The organism is Sphingomonas sp. GW821-FHT10C01 (assembly GCF_059415525.1).
Window position 1 is genome coordinate 74,899 of the sequence record NZ_JBWKNK010000006.1, and the last position, 20,342, is coordinate 95,240.

Sequence of the window (20,342 nt, forward strand, 5' to 3'; positions counted from 1 at the left end):
AGCGGCGGGCCCTGCGGCGATCATCGCCGCCGCTATCTTGAAGGTATCCCATGTTGTTCACGGCGTTTCTGCTCGCGGCCACCGGCCAGCCCGATCTGCTCTATACGCTGGAGGCGAGCACGACCCTTCCGAGTACCGATACCGATTGGGATTATGCGCGGATGGAGCCGGGCACGCCGCGCCTGTTCATCGCGCGCGCCAAGGACGGGCTGACCATCTTCGACGTCGATCGCAAGACCGTCGTCACCACCCTTGCCAATTCGAACGGCGCCAACGGGCCCCTGCTCATCCCGGAACTGGATCGCGGCTATGTCGCGATGACCGACGGTTCGCTGCTCAGCTTCAAGCTCAGGGCGCTGACGACGATCGCGCGCCTGCCGCTTTCGTCTGAGGGCGGGCTCAACAGCGCGGTCTATGATCCCCTGACCAAACAGGTTCACGCCATTACCGCGACCGGTGCGACGCGCAGCACCTGGTACACGCTCGATGGCGCGACCGGACGCCTGCTGGCCACCCGGCATTTCCCGTTTCGCAAGATGGACGACCCCGCGAACGACGGCAAAGGGCATTTGTTCGCGCCGGTGCGCTACGACCGGATCATCTTGAAGCTCGACGGCCGTACGCTGGCGGAGAAGGAGCGCTGGGCCGTGCCGTGCAACGTCTCGAAGGTCATGTTCGATGCGGCGAACAACCGTGTGCTCGCCGCGTGCGGCGGCAGCGATCCGCGTTTCCTGGCACTGGACGCATCGAACGGGAAGGTGGTCGCGAACCTTCCGATCGGACGTGGCATCGACGGCTTCGTCAGCGATCCCGCACGCGGCCGGATCGTCACCTCCAATGGGGTCGATGCGAACCTCACGGTGATCGGCACGGATGGGGCCGGTGGATACCGATCGCTGGGTTCGGTCGGGACGCGCTCGAACGCGCGGATGATGACGATCGATCAGCGCAACGGCGCGCTGCTCGTTGTCGCCGCGGACTCGACGCTGCTGACGGTGGGCGACAAGCAGGAAGAGCACTTCCACCCCAACAGCTTTGTCGTGCTCAAGTACAAGCCGCGCTGACCCGGCCATGGCGGCCGGGCTGGATTTATAACGTGCGCAATCTATTGTCCGACTTCGACCTCTATGAGGAGCGATTGTTTGCGGGGAGTGGAGGCGTGAGTGATCTGAAGCGGACGGGCAGCGACCCTGCCTATAATCCGCCGTCCCGCAAGAGCATCCCGCCCTTTGAGGCCCTGCGCGCCTTCGATGCGGTGGCGCGGCTGGGCGGAGTCCGCCGCGCGGCGCGCGCGCTCGGGCGCGACCACGCGGTCATCAGCCGGCACCTCAAGACGCTGGAATTGTGGACCGGCGCGAAGCTGGTGGAACGCTCGCCCAGTAGCGTGAACCTGACCGAGGAGGGGCGCCGCTATCACCGCGATATCGCCACCGCCATGGACTTCATCGCGACCTCGACGATCAACCTGATGCGGCGGCATCACAACCATCTCCACATTTCCTGCGCGCCCGCTTTCGCGCTCCACTGGATGTCGCGCCATCTCGTCGAATTCGAGCGGCGCAACCCCGATGTCCAGATCGAGCTGCGGCCGACCGACCGTCGTCCCGAAGGTACCGGCTATGAAGCGGACATCGAACTCCGCTTCGTTCCTTCCTATCGCGTGCTCGAGAATCTCGAAGTCGGCTGGAAGTCGCAGGAAGTGGCGATGTGCCCGATCATCGCGGTCGCCAGCCCGCATTATCTGGCGAAGAGCCCGCGGATCGAGACGCCGGCGGATCTGGTGGGTCACCGGCTGCTGCACGAACATGATTTCGACAGCTGGGCGCACTGGCTCGCCGCGCATGAGGTGCATGACGAACTGGACCTGACCGGGCCGCGGCTGTGGCAGGGGCATCTGACCCTTGATGCGGCGTTGCGCGACCGTGGCGTCGCGCTCATCAACGTGCTGGTCGCCGGGGCCTTTCTCGAATCCGGCGAGTTGGTCGAGGTCGGCAAGGGCCTCGCCTCCTTCCAGCCACATCTCCAGGGCCGCTATATGGTGCTCAGCCGCACCGATCGATGGCAGGCGCCGCTGATCCAGCGCTTCCGGCGCTGGCTCGCCACCGAACTCGGCAAGGAAAATCTGCCGTCCGGCGACGCCTGACTCCCCGCGATTTTCCTCCTGCTATCGGTGCGAACGGTGTTTTGACCGCACCGCTTCTCCAGCGCTTCGCACCTTCGCCGCCCGGCTCACTCTGTTAGTCGAAGAGACAGAGATTCCAGGCAAAGGCGGGGATGTTTGTGAACAAGGAAGCGTTTCAGAATAGAGTGGCAACCGCCGGCCAGGACGTGGCCGGCGCGGATCATGCGGCCATCGGGTCGATCCGCGATCTTTACTCGGGCAGCCTGCTTCCGAATGTCCAGGTGAACACGCTGCGCAGCACCGAAGACGCTTTCTCGACGCGCACGATCCGGCGTGGCGGGCCGGTCGCGCCGCTGAACATGGCCTCGGAACAGCTGATCAACTTCCCGGTGCCCGCGAACGGCGTCGACAATGATCTCTACGACTATCTGTCGCGCAACCGCGTTGCCGGCCTCCTCATCATGCATGAGGATGAAGTGGTGCTGGAGCATTATGATCTGGGTATCGACGCGCAGACGCGCTGGGCGTCGATGTCGATGGCGAAGTCGGTTGCGACCACGCTGATCGGCGCCGCCATCAAGGACGGCTTCATCGGCAGCGTCGATGAGCCTCTGACCCGCTACCTGCCGGAGCTCTCGGGCACCGCCTATGAAGGTGTCTCGATCCGCCATCTCATGCTGATGGCCTCCAGTGTACGCTGGAACGACACCCACACCGACCCGACCTCCGAACGCCATCACATGCTCGAGCTTCAGATCGAGCAGCAAGCGGGCTCGATCGTGCGCTTCGCCGCAGGCCTCGACCGCGCTGGGGATCCCGGATCGATCTGGAACTATTCGACCGGCGACACCCACATCGTCGGCGCGCTGATCAAGGCAGCGACCGGTCAGTGGCTGGCGGACTATCTCTCCGACCGAATCTGGTCCCGCATCGGCATGGAAGCCGACGCCTATTGGTGGCTCGAAGCCGATGAGGGGCTGGAGGTCGCGGGCAGCGGCATCTGTGCGACGCTCCGCGACTATGCGCGCTTCGCCCGCTTCTGCATGAATGACGGCGTGATCGACGGGGAGCCGGTGCTGGCCGACGGATGGATGCTCCAGGCGACCTCGGCGAACCTGATCGGCGATGTCCAGGTCAATTACGGCTATATGTGGTGGGCGGTGCCCGACGCGAACGGATCGCTCGACGATGGCGCCTACTCCGCCCGCGCGATCTTCGGCCAGTATCTCTACGTCAATCCCCGTCAGAAGACCCTGATCGCGGTGCTCAGCTCGCGATCCAAGCCCAAGGGCGCTGAGGCGATCATCGACAATGATTTCTTCAACGCAACCGTCGAGCATTTGAAAGCAAGGAAGAGCGGAAATGTCTGATTCAGCTGTGCTTACCAACCACCTGCGCTCCACGGACGCACGCCATCACCTTCATTCCTTCACCGATCCCAAGGTGATCAGCAGCCAGGGCACCCGCATCATCGTGCGCGGTGAAGGCAGTCACGTCTTCGACAGCGACGGCCGCAAGATCCTCGACGGGATGGCGGGCCTGTGGTGCGTCAATGTCGGCTATGGCCGCAAGGAACTGTCGGATGCCGCCAAGGCGCAGATGGATCTGCTCCCTTATTACAACAACCACTTCCAGAGCGCGACGCCGGGCATGATCGAGCTGGCCGAGCGTGTCGCCAGCCTCACGCCCGAAGGGCTCAACCGCATCGGCTTCGCCTGTTCCGGGTCGGAAGCCAACGACATGGTCGTCCGCCTCGCCCGCTATTACTGGCAGGTCGCGGGCAAGCCGACCAAGCGCACCATCATCGCGCGGACCATGGGCTATCACGGCTCGACCTTGCTCGGCGCGAGTCTGAGCGGCATGGCACACATGCACGCGATGGACGGCGGGATGCTGCCCGACATTGCCCATATCGAACACCCGCACTGGTATGTTTACGGCGGCGAGATGTCGCGCGACGAGTTCGGCCTCAAGGCGGCCCGCGCGCTGGAGACCCGGATCCTCGAACTGGGTGCGGAGAATGTCGCGGCCTTCATCGCCGAGCCGGTTCAGGGCGCCGGCGGCGTCATCGATCCGCCGGACAGCTACTGGCCGGAGATCCAGCGCATCTGCAAGCGTCACGACATCCTGCTGGTCGCGGATGAGGTGATCTGCGGCTTCGGGCGCACCGGCCAATGGTTCGGGTCGCAGACGATGGGCGTCACGCCCGACATCATGCCGATGGCGAAGGGTATCACCTCGGGCTACATGCCGCTCGCTGCCGTCGCGATCCACGACCGCGTCTACGACGTGCTCGGCAATGGCGGCCTCCTCGCCCATGGCTACACCTTCGCTGGCCACCCTGTGTCCTGCGCGGTCGCCCTGGCCAATATCGACATCCTCGAGCGCGAAGGGCTGGTCGATCGGGTCCGAGACGATATCGGCCCATACTTCACCGCCCGCCTCGATGAGATCGTCAGCGACCATCCGCTGGTCGGCGAGCGGCGCGGCAAGGGCCTGATGGCGGCGCTCCAGCTGGTCCGCGACAAGAAGACGCGCGAGCTGTGCACGATGGAGGACAATGCCGCGATCCTGTGCCGCGAGAAATGCTATGAGCTCGGCCTGATCGTCCGCGCCGTCGGCCAGTCGATCGTGATCAGCCCGCCCTTCACCATCACCGAGCAGGAGGTCGACGCCCTGATCGCGATGCTCCGTCGCGGCCTCGATCACGCCGCCGCCGCATTGGGAATCCGCTGATGGTCACGACCACCGAACTCACCGGGGCGGCGCAGCTGCTGCTCGAACAGATCGCGGTCCGCTATGCCGATACGGAGGGGCGCCGCTGCTTCCCGGTCTTCAACCCGGCGACCGGTGCGCATGTCGCGGATGTGATCGACATGGGCGCGCAGGATGCGCTCGCCGCGGTCGAGGCGGCCAAGGCTGCCTTCCCGCTCTGGTCGGCGATGACGGCCGTGGAACGCGGCCAGATCTTGCGCCGCTGGCACGACCTGATCCTTGAGAACAAGGAGGCGCTGGGCCAGCTCCTCACCCTCGAACAGGGCAAGCCTTTGGTCGAGGCGATCGGGGAGGTCGGCTTCGGCGCCGGCTTCGTCGAATGGTTCGCCGAAGAGGGCAAGCGTCTCTATGGCGACGTCATTCCCACCAACGTGCCCGGCAAACGCAGTCTGGTCATCAAGCAGCCGCTCGGCGTGGTCGGGGCGATCACGCCCTGGAACTTCCCGAGCGCGATGGTGACGCGCAAAGTGTCGCCAGCATTGGCGGCGGGCTGCACGGTGGTGCTCAAGCCGGCCGAGGATACGCCTTTGTCCGCGCTCGCCTTGGCGATGCTGGCCGAGCGGGCCGGATTGCCCGCGGGCGTGCTCAACATCGTCACCGCGGCAAAGGCGCCCGAGGTTGCCGATGTGCTGACCGCGCATCCCGACGTGCGCAAAATCTCGTTCACCGGATCGACCCGCGTCGGCAAGCTGCTGATGGAAAAATCGGCGGGCACGATGAAGCGCTTGTCGCTCGAACTCGGCGGCAACGCGCCGTTCATCGTCTTCGACGACGCCGATCTCGACGCTGCGGTCGCGGGACTGATGGTCACCAAATTCCGCAACAGCGGCCAGACCTGCGTCACCACCAACCGAGTCTTCGTGCAGAGCGGAGTCCTCACGGCCTTCTCGGAGAAGCTCAAACAGGCGCTGAAGGCGGTTACCGTGGGCAACGGCTTCGATACGGCAAGCCGGATTGGCCCGCTGATTAACACCGCCGCGATCACCAAGGTGGAGCAGATGGTGGCGGAAGCCGTCACCGCCGGCGCCACGGTCGAGGCGGGCGGTGGTCGGCACGAACTGGGCGGCAACTTCTTCGAACCGACGCTGCTGACCAATGTCGCGACTGACATGCGGGTCTTCACCGACGAGGTGTTCGGGCCCGTCATTTCGGTGCGCGCGTTCGAGACGGAGGAGGAGGCGATCGCGCTCGCCAACGACACGCGCTACGGCCTCGCCGCCTATTTCTGGTCGCGCGATGTCGGCCGGGTGTTCCGCGTCGGCGAAGCGCTCGATTTCGGCATGGTCGCCGCGAACGAAGTGCTTTCAGGCAATCCAGCGACGCCGTTCGGCGGCGTTAAGGAATCGGGCCAGGGCCGCGAAGGCTCGCGCTACGGCCTCGATGATTTCGTGAACGTCAAATATCTCGCGCTCGGCGGGATCTAGAAGGAAGTTTCAATGCAGAAGAAGACGATCAACCTCACCCCCGGCGGGTGGGCGCAGGCCAGTCACGTCACCGCCCCGTCGCAGATTCTGCTGATCAGCGGCCAGGTGCCGGCACATACCGACGGCAATATCCCCGGCGATATCGACGGCCAGTGCCGCGCCGTCTGGGCCAATATCCAGACTCAGCTGACCGCCGCCGGCATGACCTATGCCAACCTCGCCAAGCTCAACATCATCCTCACCGATCGCGCCTATGTCCCGGCGATGGTCGCCGTGCGCAACGAGATCTTCAACGACGAGGTGCAGCCCGCCGTCACCACGATCATCGCCGGCCTGTTCGACGAACGCTGGATGATCGAGATCGAAGCGATCGCGGTCGCCTGATCGATGAAGGCGCTGATCCTGGCCGGCCTCGTCGCCGGCCTGTCCGGCCCGGCCGAGGAGCGGACGCTGACGGTCTGCCCCGGCGGCGCATCCAAGGGGTGCGACTATATGGGCTCCGGCGGTCTTCAGGCCGCGATCGACGCGGCGCGCGATGGCGACATCATTCGGGTCAGGGCGGGGGTCTATCACTCCGCCGCGTTCCGCGATGTGCCCTTCTCCGACGTGATCGAGGATCTGACGCTGCGCGGCTATGTCGTCATCCGCGACAAGAGGCTGACGATCGTTGGAGAGAAGGGCGCGATCCTCGACGGCGGCAGCGGCCCGCCCACCACGGCGATGGTGATCGATCGCGCCGATGTCTCGATCCGCAACCTCGTCATCCGCAACTTCCGCTTCGGCGAGCGGGAGGACAGCATCTATGACGGCCACGGCATCTTCGCGGTGAACAGCCGCGTCCGGCTCGACGGCGTGACGCTGGAGCGGTTCGCCAAGATGGGCTTGTCGGGACGCGGGGATACGCAGATCGACGCCCGCCGGATGTGCGTGCGCGATGGCCATATTGGCTATTGGCTGCACGAGGGCGCCTATCTCAACCTGCGCGACAGCATCGCCCGGCGAAACAAGAGCAGCGGTGTTGCGGCCTATGATTTTTCGATCGCCCACGTCGCCAACAGCGTGTTCGACGCGACGCTCGACGACGCGCTCTATACCGAACATGAAGCCGTGATCGCCTTCACCAACGGCGTGCTCACGGGCAACAAGCCCTATGCCGCGCGCGCGCTCAACGACAGCCGCATCCAGATCAGCCATTCGGTGCTGGCCGGCAATGAAGGGGATGTGCTGGCCAAGGACAAGGCGTCCGTGGTGCTGGGTGCCGATGTCACTCGTCTCGGCACGATGGACTCGACCGATCCGCGCATCGCCGCCGCCGCATCTGCCGGCCGCAACAACCCCCATCTCCGCAAGTTCGGTCAGGCCGCCTCGATCGGTCCTGCTGCCGCATCGGACTTGGACTGCAACTGATCCGCTGACGGGGAGGGGCGACGCCTCTCCCCATTTTCCCTGCCGCTATCTGCGGACCCAGCTCTCATTCCAGTCCACGCCCAGATTCTTCTGGAGCTCCCAGTAGAATTTCGGGCGTGCCCGCTCGTGGTTGCCGATCTCGTTCATCGTCGCCGAGTCATAGAGCCGGCCGTTGACCATCGTGTAACGCACCGTGTTGGTGTTGCGGATGTCGTCCAGCGGGTTCTTGTCGAGGATGATGAGGTCGGCGAGCTTGCCGACTTCGATCGATCCGATCTGGTCGTCGATGCCCAATGTCTGCGCGACGTTGATCGTGCCGGCACGCAGCGCGCGCGCATTGCTCATCCCGCCTTCGGTTAGCAGCTGCATCTCCCAATGCTGCGACAGGCCCGGCACCTCGCCATGCGATCCCGCGTTGATCACCACCCCGGCATCGTCGAGCTTCTTGGTCGATCGCGCGACCGCGCGGAATCCGATGTCGTAGATTTCGTCCGCCGCCTGGATGGTGGTGATGCCGCGCACATAGGGCGGCGCGCCATAAGGGGTGCCCAGCGGGCTGTAGCCGCTCGACACTTCCTGGACGAAGGTGCGGATCTTCGGATCCTTCCACGACTGGGTGGTCTGATACATGAAGTTCTCGCCCATCAGCTCGCCAAAGGTGACGACCAAAGTCGGCGTGTTGTGGACTTTGGCCGCCGCCATCAGCTGGATCAGGTCGCTGTAATAGGTCTGGACGGGCAGATTGTGCTCGAGGTTGGTATGTCCGTCGAGGATCATCGAGATGTTGTTGTAGAAATGGCTCTCGCCCTCGCCATCGACCATCAGCCCGCCTTCGCGCGCTGCCTTGACCAGCATCTGGCGCTCGCGGCGGCCGGGCAGGCGGTAGCTCTTCAGGATCGTTCCTCCCAGCGCCAGCTTGCGCTCGACCAGCTTCTGAGCGTGGCGATAGCTGTCGAGCGGCTCATATTGGTTGGATGCCTGGCGGGGGCGCCCCCACACCGCCGCCCCGGTCCCGATCCAGCGCGGCCCGACGGTGATGCCGGCCATCGTCGTCTCGGTATTCTGGTAGCTGGTCAGCTCGTTGGGATAGGGATCGAACACCGTGGTGACGCCGAACGCCAGCGCGGCGTAGAGCGGCGGCTTGAGCTTGGGGGTGGCCCCGGTGTTCCAGCAGCAGTCGAGATGCCCGTGCGCGTCGATGATGCCGGGCATCACCGTCTTCGAGGCAGCGTCGATCCGCTTGGCGCCGGCCGGGATCGCGACCGCATCCGCCGCGCCGATCGCGGTGACGCGATTGCCGGTCACGACGATCGTGCCGTTTTCGATCACCTCGTCGCCCTTCATCGTGATGATGCGCGCGTTGGTGATCGCCAGCGCGCCCGTCGGGATGTCGCTCTTCGCGGTAAGGCCCGCCGATGCGAAGGGTGCCGGCATCGCGGTGCCACCCTGTTTGACGTCGTAGCGGTAGAGGTCCGCGCCCAGCGACCAGTACAGCGTCTTGCTGTCCGGCGACCAGGCGAGCGCATAGCCGCCCTTGTCGGTGAGGGTGTGCACCACCGCCTCGGTCGACCGGGCCGATATGATCAGCGGACGGCCGGTCTCCAAATAGGGCAGGACATTGATCTGCTGGCGGTCCTTGAACGCGATCCAGCGCAGGTCGGGGCTGATCCGCAGTTCGGTGGTGTCGGCATCGGGCGAGCGGGCGTGTTCGCGGGGATCGAGTCCGTCGAGGTTCACGCTCCACAGTGCCTGCGCCGGGCTGTCGCCGGGCCGGCCGATGCGCAGGAAATAGATGCGCTGGCCGTCGGGGGAGAAGATCGGCGCGTCGTCGCCCGCGGTCACGAACCGCGGCGTTCCGCCGGCGGTGGGCACGACATAGATTCCGGGCTTGGCGCGGGCGCCGCCCATGTTCACATCGGGCTCCTGGATCCGGAAAACCACGCTCTTCCCGTCGGGCGACAGGCTCGGCTGGCGGATGATCCCCGGGCTGCTCGTCACGGTCCGCGCGCCTTGCCCGTTGCCGCGCGCGATCTTCAGCGTCGATCCGTGCTGGTCGCTCCAGTCGATATAGACCAGCGACGTGTCGTCGGCCGACACCTTGGGATCGAATGCGAAATTGTCGGCCGGCGAGAGCTTGGTCGGGGCGGCATCGCCGGTCTTGCGCCATAGCTGGCCGAGACCGGAGAAGATCAGCGTGCCGTCGGTCGCTGGCGCCAGGTGCCGGATCGAGCGGACCGGGAATTGCGCGGGGGTCAGTTCCTGGCGGAAGCGCAGCGGATCGGTGATGCGATGCCGGGTCTGCGCGCGGAACGGAATCTCCGTCGCCTTGCCGCTGGTCATGTCGACCTTCAGGATCTTGCCCCGGCCCCAGATCGCGACGTGGCGGTTGTCGGGAAACCAGCTGAAATGCGGGAAGTAATTACCCTGCACCTCATACGAGGCCTGCAGGTCGCGATCGAGCCCGTCATGGATGGCGGTCTGCTCGCCGCTGGCGAGGTCGAGCTTGAACAGCACCGTCTTGTCCATCACCCGGCGGACAAAGGCCAGTGTCTTGCCGTCGCGCGACAGCTGGGCGGCCATCGCGCCGCCAAACCCCGCGGCGACGTCCTCGATCTTGCCGGTGGCGATCTCGCGGCGCTTGATGCCGTAGTTGCTGTGATTACCGTCGATATAGATGTTCGGGGTGTTCAGCCGCTCGGTGTAATAGACCCAGCGGCCGTCGGGGGAGAAGCGCGGTTCCATCACGTCGCGGCGGTTGGCCGGGGTGTCGACCAGCACGCGGCCTTCACCCGACTGAAGCTTGTCGTCGAGCGGGAACAGCACCACCTGCGACGCCCAGCGATTGGGGTAGGCGGCATCGATCCGCACCGCCGCCAGCGTATCGCCCGCGGGCGACCAGTCCGGCGCCATCAGCAGGTTACGCTCGTCCTTCGTCACCGCCTGCGCGCCGGACCCGTCGGCGTTCGCGATCCACAGATTATTGTTCCCGCTCGCGTCGCTGATGAAGGCGATCCTGCGTCCATCAGGACTAAATCGAGGCACATATTGCATCGCGGAGCCGCTCTGAAGCGCGACCGCGTCGCCGCCCGCCGACGGGATGCGATAGATGTCGCCGAGCAGGTCGAATGCGATCCACTTGCCGTCCGGGCTGACGTCCAGGCTCATCCAGGTGCCTTCGGTCGTCGTGAAGCTCACGTCGCGATAGGGCTGGCCTGTGTTCGTGACATCCCAGTTCACGGCGGGATCGACCGCCTGCGCCAGCGCCCCCGAAGCGGTGAGGAACAGGCCGGAAAGCAGGGCCGCCGAGACGAGCAGCGCGCGCTTTCGTGACGAACTGGGCATGGGCGGGCTTCCTGATTCAACGATGGGCGGGACGAACTCGGTCAAGGCCGAAGTGAACGGATGACAGCCTATGGATCAAGCCACAGCGTAGAGGTTGCGCATCAGCGCGGCGAGATCGGGTTCGGGTGAAAGCGCCTCCAGCCCGTCGATGACCCGAACCCTGTCGCCCATCGGCTGTGCCTGGCTGAGCTTGGTGATCCCCTCGATCGATTCGACATGAATGCGGAAGGACCGGATCCGCGGCATAAGCATGGCGACCCATCCGTCCGGCGCATGTTCAAGCTTCCACGGCGTTTCGGCGTTGGCTTCCAGGATTTCGGCCGACCGGCGCAACACCTCCAGCTGGCCGGCGTCGTCGTCGATCGGCTCGATCGTCCCGCGAACGATCGCCATCACATAGTTCCAGGTCGGTACGGACGGACGCTCGAAATACCAGCGCGGCGAGATGTAGGCGTGCGGGCCGCTGCAGATCGCGAGCGCGGGATCGCCTGGCTCCAGTGATGCGGCATGGCTGTTGGCGCGATGCATATGGCCAACCAGCGTATCCTGGCTGTCGTCATGCTCGAACAGGATCGGCGTCGCGGTAACATGAAGCTGTTTCGAGACGATCGTCGCGAACGGATAGGCCCGCACCAGCGCCACGGGATCGGGCGCGCCATACGGACCTTTGACATAGGGCGAAGGAGCGGGCGTTTCCGGGTTGGCCATGGGAGCGTTCTTTCCTGAAAGGGGATCAGGCTATCGCTCTATTCCTTGCGCAAGAAGGCGCCATTCACCGATGGACTGGTGATCTTGCCTCACCGCCATGCGGGGCGTGCGCGGCGGGGTGCGAAAAGTCCCAAAAGTCACAGTCCTACGCGTGCGCGAGAGGCGGGCGACGCTGGCGGCGTGACGCGGAACGCGGGTGATCGTGTCAACTTCGGTTGACGAAGTTGACACTTCTGGCCGGTTTTTCGCGCGGGTGTCAGGTGGCGCGGATCAACGGGATGAAAGAGCGGCCGGGCGATGCTCCGGCGGCTCGAGTGGAGCAGGTGGAATCCTACATTGCAAGACGGTTAAGGGTGCCATCGTAGTACTTGAAAATAGATATTGGGCAACGGCCTGGATGGAGCTCTGTCATTTCTCAGATCTTCAAACTCAGGCTGCTAAGAGTCTCATGGCGTCGTCAAAGGAAGCGCTATCTTCAGCACGGTTCATCATGCGGATGATTGCGCGCGCGAGTGAGCTGAACACAGCTGGTGCTGACCCGATTTCTCCATGGGCCATGCAAGTGAATGTCAGCATTCCGGCAGGAAGAGTTCGTGGATCAAGTTCTTCGATGCCAGCGACGATAGCTGCCGCGAACTCGTCCCCACCTCCAACCCACACTCGGTCTAGTGTGCCTGCAAGGGATTCTGGCAGTTCTATTGAAGGAACGGGGTCTTCAGTAGCGATTGTATACTCGAAGCCTGCCGGGCCAATTTCAAAAGTTGCTCCCAAAAGTCCATAATGAAATGATGCGCCAAACGCGCGAAACACTTCTAATGCGACCATATTCCGGTGCGCTAGCCCTGCGACATTCGCGACTACGTGATGTTCGGACGCTAAATTATCTGGAAGCTTCGCATATTCTGGAGTTTCATCTATCCAAATCCTTACCATGGAGGCGCCTTGTCCTTGAAGAAGCAGGCAGGTCATCTCGGAATTCCCCAGAATTTATACCAGTTGTTGTTCGAGAGGGTGGGGTTAGCTCGGATCACATCAGGATGATATACGCTGAATGGAGAAACATCATATTTGTTCAAAGCAGCGGTGTGCGCGATATCGTAGTTTTGTTGCGAGTAGCCACCGAGGCGACCCATCTTCGTAGCCTCTGCTGCCTCATGGGTATAGAAAATTGCATCGGCGCCGGTCACTCTTTGCCCGGATTGCATCGCGGTCTCTAACCTCTCGAGCATCGCGACGTTGCGAGGATCTGGCTCAAATAGCGGATTGGAAAGGTGGGTGCGCACCATGTCTAGCCCTTTAGGGCTGATCGACACTTGGCGGTCGGCAAAAATGCCGAGACCTTTTCCTGTTCCGTCTACTCTCGGATTGTAAGCACCCGTTGCCCTCTCTGCAACAGAACCTCCAAGCGAACGTAGCGTGTTTACGGTACCCCTCAGGCCAAGGACCTCAACCCCGTTGCCCGCTAGGTTGATGCTGCCATCGACGATTGCCTGATTGTCACCAGCCATGACGCCGCCCAAGACAGTAACAAAGTTCTGGGTAGCGCGATAAGGAAGCGTGACGACAGCTGTCGCAGCACCAACAGCCGGTCGAACGATGAGGGTATCTCTTACGGTCCCGATTGCACCCAAGACATCGCCGCTACCTGCCTGCTGCGCAACCTGTGTTCCAAACTGCGTGGCGCTAGTCACAGCTTGATTCGCGGCACCAAGCGCGCCCTGGGTCAGGAAAGCGGCGTCGGACGACCAACTCGATGACCCGGCACCCGTCATATAGGCTAGGCCTTTGCCGTAACGAACAAACGGGTTCCGATTTGCAGCCTGCCGGAGTGAGATTTGAGGCAGACTCGCATTCTGCTCGGCACGCCGATACCGTTGCATCGTTACGAAGTTGGCTGGATCAGCGTTTACCTTGATCGCTGCAGGCTGGAAGTTGATGCTGCTGGCAATGCGGTCGATGTAGTAGCCCAACTCGTTCGTAATTCCCCAAGGCTTCCCGGTTATTACAAACTCGCCCCCCTCCGCGCGGGAATCTGAGGCGACGGCTGGCGAGAAGCTTTCGCCACTCTGCCACTGAATGTTACTGAAATATCGGCGGTTCACCGATGCGAACTCCCGCATTCCTGCGCGAGTAACTGGGTCAAGGCCAGGCGCAGACGTCCCCTTTAGCTGTCCCGCGACAGCATTGCCGATGGTGGAGCCGATCACATCGGGAAGCGCCGCCAGCATGTTATCGCCGAAGCTCGTGCCGGTGAGCAGGCTGCGTGCTGCGGAGCCCGCGATCGCGCCTGCGGTGCTAGCGATGAGCTGCTTGCCCATGTTGGCCGCATCGAAACCGCCATCCCAATCCACGCCGAGCGTCTTGCCGAGGCCTCCAACGACACCGCCGACCGCCGCACCAACCGCGACACCTGCAAAGTCAAACTTGCTCTGGAGGCGGGTGGCGATCGCAACACCCTGAGTCAGTGCGTTGCCTAGCGCTCCGCGAACCGCGCCAGTCAGGAATGGGCTGCCTGCAATATCCTTCAGCGCGGAAATTGTCCCCAGTCCGCTGCCGATCCCAGCGCCGATCGCAGCCAGTCCAACGCCCTTCCAGTTGAATCCGCCCTGCTGGATGCCCGTCGCCAGGCCAAATGCCTGGCTGGCCACGCTGCCGGCAACAGCCGCACCGACCGTGCCCGCGATACCGGCCGCGCTCGCTGCGCCAATCGAAGCGCCGGCTCCTGCTGTAGCCATTGCCGCGCTGCCGGTCCCGACCGCAGAACCAAAGCCGAGGTTGGCGAACAACTTGGCCGCCGGAACACGCAATGCGACTGTCACTGCCACGGCGATTGCCACCATCAGGATCATCCCGACGATGCCGCACTTATTGCCCTTCTTGGGCGCCTGCGGGGTGGGCGTGGTGGGGCTGGTGTCGCCGAGGGTTGCGGCGGGGTCGTAGGGGTTGAAGGTGGAGGCGTTGTGCTGTGAGCGCGCAACGCCGGCGGGGATGTGCAGGGTCTGGCCCGCGACCAGGTTGGCGCCGCCGGTCAGGCCATTGGCCTCGGCCAGCTTGTACCACAGGCTGGAGTCGCCCCAGAGCTGCGAGGCGAGGCCCTCGAGCGTCTCGCCGCCGCGCACGGTGTAGGCGCCGCCCGCGCCGCCCTGGCTGTGGCTGGTGATGCCCTCGTAGAACTGGTCGAAGTCGGCGTAGGAGGCCCCATAGATGAAGCCGTTGCGGAACCCGCCTGGGCCCTGGGTCAGTTCGCGCCCGTCGACCGAGGTCTGATAGTCGGTGTTGAGCGAGCCGTTGTTGCCGATGTACCCCATCTGCTTGCCGTTGAAGCGGTACCAGATCTCCTGCGGGTCGCCATCGGCCACGAGATCCTGCTCGTTGCGGCGGAGCACCTGGCCGTTGACGTCATTGTGGAACGTCACCTTCCGCTGGCGGCCATCATAGATATAGGCTTCCTCGAGCACGCCCGCGCCGTTGCGGGTGTAGCCGGTGGTGCCGCTGGTTGTGCCGCTGAGCGTGGTCGAGGCGAGCACCGCGCCGTCGCGCCAGTTGTAGGTGTTGGTGACGGTGGAGGTCGAATAGGAGACACCGGTGCGCGACACGCCGGTATAGCTGCTCACCACCGCGCCCAACGCATAGTCGGCGTTGGTCGCGTCGTTATAGTCGCTGTCGAAATAGTTGGTGGTGGTCGTCGTCTGGGTGATGCCGCCGTCGCGCTGGGTCACGATTTCCTGGAAGACCTGACCGCGCGCGTTATAGCCCAGCGACCGGTCGTAGACGATCTGGCCGGCCGTGCTCGGTTCGCCAGACCGATCGATCTGCTGGGTGAGCCGCCCGAGCTGATCATACCAGTAGCTGGCCCTGAGCTCGCCCGTTGCGGGCAGCGCCGTCGCGGTGAGCGTGCCGTTGTAATTGTCGACATAGCCGGACTTGGCGATGTGCACCTCACGCAGCTGGCCGCCGGACCAATAGGTGTAATCCTCGCGCAGCTCCGCCTGATAGGGGGTGTTGTAATATTGCCATTCGGGCTCGGGCCAGCCGGACATCTCGCCCCGGGCCAGGCCATAGGCGGTGACGGTGCGCAGCGTCTGGGCGCGGCGCCCGGCGGCGTCATAGAGGATGTCGACGCCCTGGGTGCCGCGCGCAATGCCGCTGCCGGTCTGCACGCCCTTGGCAGTGACCACGCGGTTCATGCTGTCGTAGCGATACCAGTTATCGGTGGTGGTGACGACGCCGAATGGCGCGCCGTGCGGATCGATATGCCGGAAGCTGGCGGTGGTGCGGCGGATATTGCCGTTGGCGTCATAGGCGTGGGCGGTGCTCGCCTCCGCCGCGGTGGTGGTTCCGGCCTCGACCCAGTTGGTCAGGCGGTTGAGTGCGTCATAGGTCGCGGTGGCGTTCTGAAGCGTCTGGGAGCTGTCCGTATAGCGATGGACCTCGTAGCCGAGCTCAAAATCATACTGCCAGCCCCATTTGCCGGCCTCCTTGTGCGACACTTCGCTGACCTTGTTGCCATTGGCATCATAGGCCGAGGTCTGAAGCGTGAACGCATAGTCGTGATACGGCGTGCTTGGGGCGATAGCCGGATTGCCAAAGCCGGTCTGGATCGCGCCGACCAGGCCGGTGTTGAGCCAGGTATAGGTGGTGGTCAGGCCGCCATTCAGCCGGGTGGCGGTGCGCCCGGCCTTGTCGAAGGTCAGGACCATGTCGATGCCGCCCATGTCGACGGCGTGGACGGTACGGCCGAACATGTCGGCCTTCTCGATGCTGGTCTTGCCGTTGTGATAGGTGGTGGTCTGGATCCAGCCGCCGAACGTGCCGAGGCCCGAGGTGGCGAGCGTGTAGCTCCACTGATAGCTGGTGGTGGTGGTGTCGCCCCCGATCGCGACGGATGAGGTGACGCGACCCTGGGTGTCGTGGTCGGTCAGCGCCTTGTTGCTCGAGGTCTGGAACGAGTTCCATTGCTGGGTGCGCTGGCCCAGGCCGTCGTAGCGATACTCCTCGGTGAGCTGGCCGAAGCCGGGATTGTCGCGGCGGACGATCGTGGTGACGCGGCCCATGCCGTCATAGTCGTGCCGCTCATCCTGGCCGAGCTGGTTGCGCTGGATGCGCGCGTCGCCGAACACGTCGAAGAAGGTCTGGAGGACGCCGCCATTGGCCTGGAACTCCTTGACCGTCAGCGCCTCGCCGCCGCCATGGCCGGTGCCGGCGAGGAGCAGGCGGGCGGTGAGATTGCCATTGGCGTCGATCGCGCCGATCAGGCGGCCGGAGATATCGTAGCGGTAATGCTCGGTCGGGTTGACCGTGGTGACCGCACCGCTCTCGCTGGTGACGCTGACCTGGGGCGACACCTTGGTCAGCAACCGGCCCATATTGTTGTAGGTAAAGCTGGTGGTGTAACCGCGCGCATCGGTCTCGGAGAGCACCTCGCCGAACGCGTTGTAGGTACGTGAGGCGATGAGGTCGGTGGTCGTCGTCGCTGTGGCGGAGAGATTACGGCCTGGCGCGCGGGTCTGGGTGACCATGCCGCGCTTGTCGTAGACGGTCAGCGTCGCGGCGATGCCGGTGAGGCTGGTGTCGGCGTTGCCGGCGATCGAATCGAGCAGATCGGTATAGTTGATCGCGGTGAGATCGACCGTGCCTTCGGAGGTCAGGGTGAGGGTCTGGTTGCCCGCCTTGTCATAGGCGAAATATTTGACGACGCCGTCGCCGGCATTGCTGCGCAGCACGCGGCCGCTGGCGTCATAGTCGTAGCTTTCCTGATAGGCCGCCGCCGCCCACGGCCCCGCGGTGATGCCGCGGCCGGTGAGCTCGCCATGCGCGTTGTAGCGCATCCGGGTGGCGTCGTAATATTGTCCGCTCGTATCGGTGTGGACCCAGTTGGCGCCGTCCCAGCGCGCGAAGCTCTGGGTGATCACCCGGCCGGCGGCGTCGTGGACGTAGAAGATCGCTTCCCTGACGGTGGTCTCGTTCGACAGCTTGCGATCATAGCTTTCCGCGACCAGGCGACCCATCGAGTCATAGTGATAGTTGCGCGTGAAGCCCGACGCGTCGGTGGTCGAGGTCAGGCGTCCGTCTTCATAGATGTTGCCGGTGAGACGGTCGTTGACCACGCCGATCTGACGCGTCGCGACGAGCTGGTCGAGCCCGTTATAATAGTACCACAATTCCGGCGCGACCCGACCGCCGTCATGGTCGTTATAAGATGCCTGCTGCTCCTCGATCAGCCGCCCGGCATTGTCGTAGGTGTAGCTGATTTGATCACCATTGGCCTCGGTCTTAATCGTGACCTGGCCGAGGGCGTTGTAGGCGTAGCTGATCGTCGCGTTGCGGTTGTCCGTGTTCAGCACGCCGGTTCCGGCACTGATCGACCAAGCCTCGACCCCGTGGCGGGTCTCGGTGAGGCGGCGGCCGAGCTTGTCATAGGTGAAGCTTGTGACGCGGTCGGAGGCGGTCTCGCCGATCACCGGCGGGGCGGCGGTGGTCGGCGTGCTGCCCTGGATGATGTAGCGGCGTTCGTCGAGGACATTGCCCTCGGCGTCATATTGCCACTTGGTCAGGAAGTTCTCGCGGTCGACCTCGTGCGTCTTGCGGCCGAGCTTGTCGTAATAGGAGAAAATGGTGGCGCCGTTGGGATCGGTCGTCTTGATGACGTTCCCGGCCGCATCATACTCGTAATAGGTGTAGGCGGGCCCGGTCTGGGTGACGAACACCGATCCGTTCCAATAGCCGGTCCGTCCCGCATCCTTGTAGCTCGACGTCAGGCGATTGAGGTTGTCGTAGTTGAAGTAGGTGTCGCGCGCGGTGCCGCCGGGCAGGGGGGCGGTGCCACCCGGCGTCGCCGGCAGCGCGACCAGCGTGTCGAAGGCGCGGGTCTGTTTGAGGTTGCCGGCGGCATCGTAGATATACTGGACCACCGCGCCGGTGGCATCGATCTGCGCCACCTTCCGGTCGAGGTCGTCGTAGTAGAACAGCGTGCGGTTGCCCGTCGCGTCCTTGGTCTGGATCAGGTTGCCGCGCTTATCATAGGTATAGGTCTCGACCGGGATAACCTCGGTATTGCTGAGCCCGGTCTTCGTCGGGCCGGCGGTCTTAGAGATCAGCCGATCCGCCTTGTCATAGGCAAAGAGCGTGTCGCGGCGTTCAGCCAGGCCATAGGCCTCAATGCGGTGGATCAGATTGCCGCGTGCATCGTAGTAATAGAGATTGCGGGAGAAAGCGGTCGTGGTTTGCGTACCCGTACTGTCATAGATTGGCAGGGTCACATATTCTTGGCGTACCTGTCCGCGTTGCGTGTAGGCATACCCGATTATCCCGCCGAGCTTGTTCTGGGTCTGGCTGAGATTGCCGAACGCATCATACCAGCGATACTCGGTCTTGTTCTCGGCGTCGGTGGTGCTGGTGACGCGGCCGAGCTTGTCGTAGGCGAAGCGGGTGGTGGCGTCCTGGGTATGCGCCGCATAGGCCGGAAGCGTATCGACCGAAGCGGCGTTGGTCGCCTTGCTGTAGCGACGCGTGACGGTCGCGATCTCGCCGAACGCGGTGTAGCTGGTCTCGGTGACGTAATCCTCGGCATCGCGTGAGACGATCACGCGGCCGTAGACATCGTAATAGTTATAGGTCGCGTTGCCGCGCTGATCGGTGCTGCGCACGACATTGCCGAACGCGTCATACTGATAGCTGACCGTGCCCGACGCGGCATTGGTCTGCGTCAGGACGCGTCCGAGACTGTCGTGGGTGTAGGTCGTGGTCCGATTGAGCGGATCGGTGGTCGAGATGAGATTGCCGAGGCCGTCATAGGCGAACCCCGTCAGCGTCTGCTCGGGCGTGCCATAGGCCTCATAGCGATACTGCTCACGCCCGGCCGCGTCATATTCGTAAATGGTCAGGCTCTGATCCGGCGTGCCGTGGCCGGTATAGACATGGGCTAGCTTGCCACTCGCATGGTAGACATAGGCTTTCCGGTTGCCGACGCCGTCATATTGCTCGCTAAGCCGGCCAACGACATCATAGCCGAAATAGTCGACTGTGAAGCCGCCAGGCGTGACCGCGTCACCAAACGTCCAGCTGTCCGGTACGGCGGCGTCGTAGCGATAGGTTGCGAGCACCCGACCTTCGGCGTCATAGTCGTTTTGGGTGACATAGCCTTCGGGATCGACGACGGCCCGCAGCTCGCCGCGCGCATTATAATAGTTGCGGCTGATGCGATCGGTCGCGGCGGAATTGGCGGCCACCCAGGCGTTCATGTCAGCCTGGGTCGGCAGCGACGTGGTCGCGCGCTGGTTGGCATACGCGACCGTCTTCGTCACGCGCCCGCTGGTATCGTAGCTGAAGCCAGTAACCGCGCCGCCGGCATCGATGGCATAGGCGACGCGGCCAGCGGTATCATAGACCGCCCAGCTCGTGCGGTTGGCCGCATTACTGGCGGCTCCGGACGACGCAATCGCCGCCTTGACCGCCGCGAAGGTCAGACCCGAAGGGAAGCTGATCGCCGTCGCATAGGTCGTGACCTTGCGCACCAGCCCGATCGAGCCCCAGGCGACATCGGATTCATAGCCATATTCAGTGAC

General features: G+C 63.9%; 11 protein-coding genes. 7 read left to right on the plus strand and 4 right to left on the minus strand.

Annotated elements, in window-relative coordinates:
- Nucleotides 1-50 precede the first annotated feature (50 nt).
- The 7 genes from AC07M1_RS18325 (at nt 51) to AC07M1_RS18355 (ending at nt 7,728) form a co-directional block, all read left to right on the plus strand.
- Nucleotides 51-1,064: a YncE family protein gene (locus AC07M1_RS18325; protein WP_495164076.1), complete on the plus strand. Its 1,014-nt coding sequence runs from the start codon at nt 51-53 to the stop codon at nt 1,062-1,064.
- 95 nt (nt 1,065-1,159) lie between these two features.
- Complete coding sequence (locus tag AC07M1_RS18330; protein WP_495164077.1) at nt 1,160-2,143, plus strand: LysR substrate-binding domain-containing protein; 984 nt, start codon at nt 1,160-1,162, stop codon at nt 2,141-2,143.
- 164 nt (nt 2,144-2,307) lie between these two features.
- The gene (locus tag AC07M1_RS18335) at nt 2,308-3,492 is read left to right on the plus strand and encodes a serine hydrolase domain-containing protein (protein WP_495164078.1); all 1,185 of its coding nucleotides are present in this window, start codon (nt 2,308-2,310) and stop codon (nt 3,490-3,492) included.
- A complete protein-coding gene (locus tag AC07M1_RS18340; RefSeq protein WP_495164079.1) occupies nt 3,485-4,858 on the plus strand; it encodes an aminotransferase in 1,374 nt (457 codons plus the stop codon). Before AC07M1_RS18335 ends, AC07M1_RS18340 begins: the two co-directional genes overlap by 8 nt.
- Complete coding sequence (locus AC07M1_RS18345) at nt 4,858-6,321, plus strand: NAD-dependent succinate-semialdehyde dehydrogenase (RefSeq protein WP_495164080.1); 1,464 nt, start codon at nt 4,858-4,860, stop codon at nt 6,319-6,321. The genes AC07M1_RS18340 and AC07M1_RS18345 overlap by 1 nt, the downstream gene beginning before the upstream one ends.
- Nucleotides 6,322-6,333: 12 nt before the next feature.
- Complete coding sequence (locus AC07M1_RS18350) at nt 6,334-6,705, plus strand: RidA family protein (RefSeq protein ID WP_495164081.1); 372 nt, start codon at nt 6,334-6,336, stop codon at nt 6,703-6,705.
- A 3-nt stretch (nt 6,706-6,708) separates the two neighbouring features.
- The gene (locus tag AC07M1_RS18355) at nt 6,709-7,728 is read left to right on the plus strand and encodes a right-handed parallel beta-helix repeat-containing protein (RefSeq protein ID WP_495164082.1); all 1,020 of its coding nucleotides are present in this window, start codon (nt 6,709-6,711) and stop codon (nt 7,726-7,728) included.
- 45 nt (nt 7,729-7,773) lie between these two features.
- Here the strand turns inward: AC07M1_RS18355 and AC07M1_RS18360 are convergent, their stop codons facing one another.
- The 4 genes from AC07M1_RS18360 to AC07M1_RS18375 all read right to left on the minus strand — a co-directional run bounded on the left by AC07M1_RS18360 (nt 7,774) and on the right by AC07M1_RS18375 (nt 20,291).
- Nucleotides 7,774-11,070 (minus strand): amidohydrolase family protein, encoded by a 3,297-nt coding sequence (locus AC07M1_RS18360; RefSeq protein WP_495164083.1) that lies wholly within the window; start codon nt 11,068-11,070, stop codon nt 7,774-7,776.
- Between the two features lie 75 nt (nt 11,071-11,145).
- Nucleotides 11,146-11,778, minus strand: a complete 633-nt coding sequence (locus tag AC07M1_RS18365) for an FMN-binding negative transcriptional regulator (RefSeq protein WP_495164084.1) — start codon at nt 11,776-11,778, stop codon at nt 11,146-11,148.
- A gap of 429 nt (nt 11,779-12,207) precedes the next feature.
- A complete protein-coding gene (locus tag AC07M1_RS18370; protein ID WP_495164085.1) occupies nt 12,208-12,747 on the minus strand; it encodes a hypothetical protein in 540 nt (179 codons plus the stop codon).
- Nucleotides 12,744-20,291: a LysM peptidoglycan-binding domain-containing protein gene (locus AC07M1_RS18375; protein ID WP_495164086.1), complete on the minus strand. Its 7,548-nt coding sequence runs from the start codon at nt 20,289-20,291 to the stop codon at nt 12,744-12,746. Before AC07M1_RS18375 ends, AC07M1_RS18370 begins: the two co-directional genes overlap by 4 nt.
- Nucleotides 20,292-20,342: the final 51 nt, after the last annotated feature.

Excerpts from the sequence above, each read along its gene's own strand:
- AC07M1_RS18370 (WP_495164085.1), bottom strand. The coding sequence starts at position 12,747 with ATGACCTGCCTGCTTCTTCAAGGACAAGGCGCCTCCATGGTAAGGATT.
- AC07M1_RS18355 (WP_495164082.1), top strand. The coding sequence starts at position 6,709 with ATGAAGGCGCTGATCCTGGCCGGCCTCGTCGCCGGCCTGTCCGGCCCG.
- AC07M1_RS18365 (WP_495164084.1), bottom strand. The coding sequence starts at position 11,778 with ATGGCCAACCCGGAAACGCCCGCTCCTTCGCCCTATGTCAAAGGTCCG.
- AC07M1_RS18350 (WP_495164081.1), top strand. The coding sequence starts at position 6,334 with ATGCAGAAGAAGACGATCAACCTCACCCCCGGCGGGTGGGCGCAGGCC.
- AC07M1_RS18340 (WP_495164079.1), top strand. The coding sequence starts at position 3,485 with ATGTCTGATTCAGCTGTGCTTACCAACCACCTGCGCTCCACGGACGCA.
- AC07M1_RS18360 (WP_495164083.1), bottom strand. The coding sequence starts at position 11,070 with ATGCCCAGTTCGTCACGAAAGCGCGCGCTGCTCGTCTCGGCGGCCCTG.
- AC07M1_RS18325 (WP_495164076.1), top strand. The coding sequence starts at position 51 with ATGTTGTTCACGGCGTTTCTGCTCGCGGCCACCGGCCAGCCCGATCTG.
- AC07M1_RS18345 (WP_495164080.1), top strand. The coding sequence starts at position 4,858 with ATGGTCACGACCACCGAACTCACCGGGGCGGCGCAGCTGCTGCTCGAA.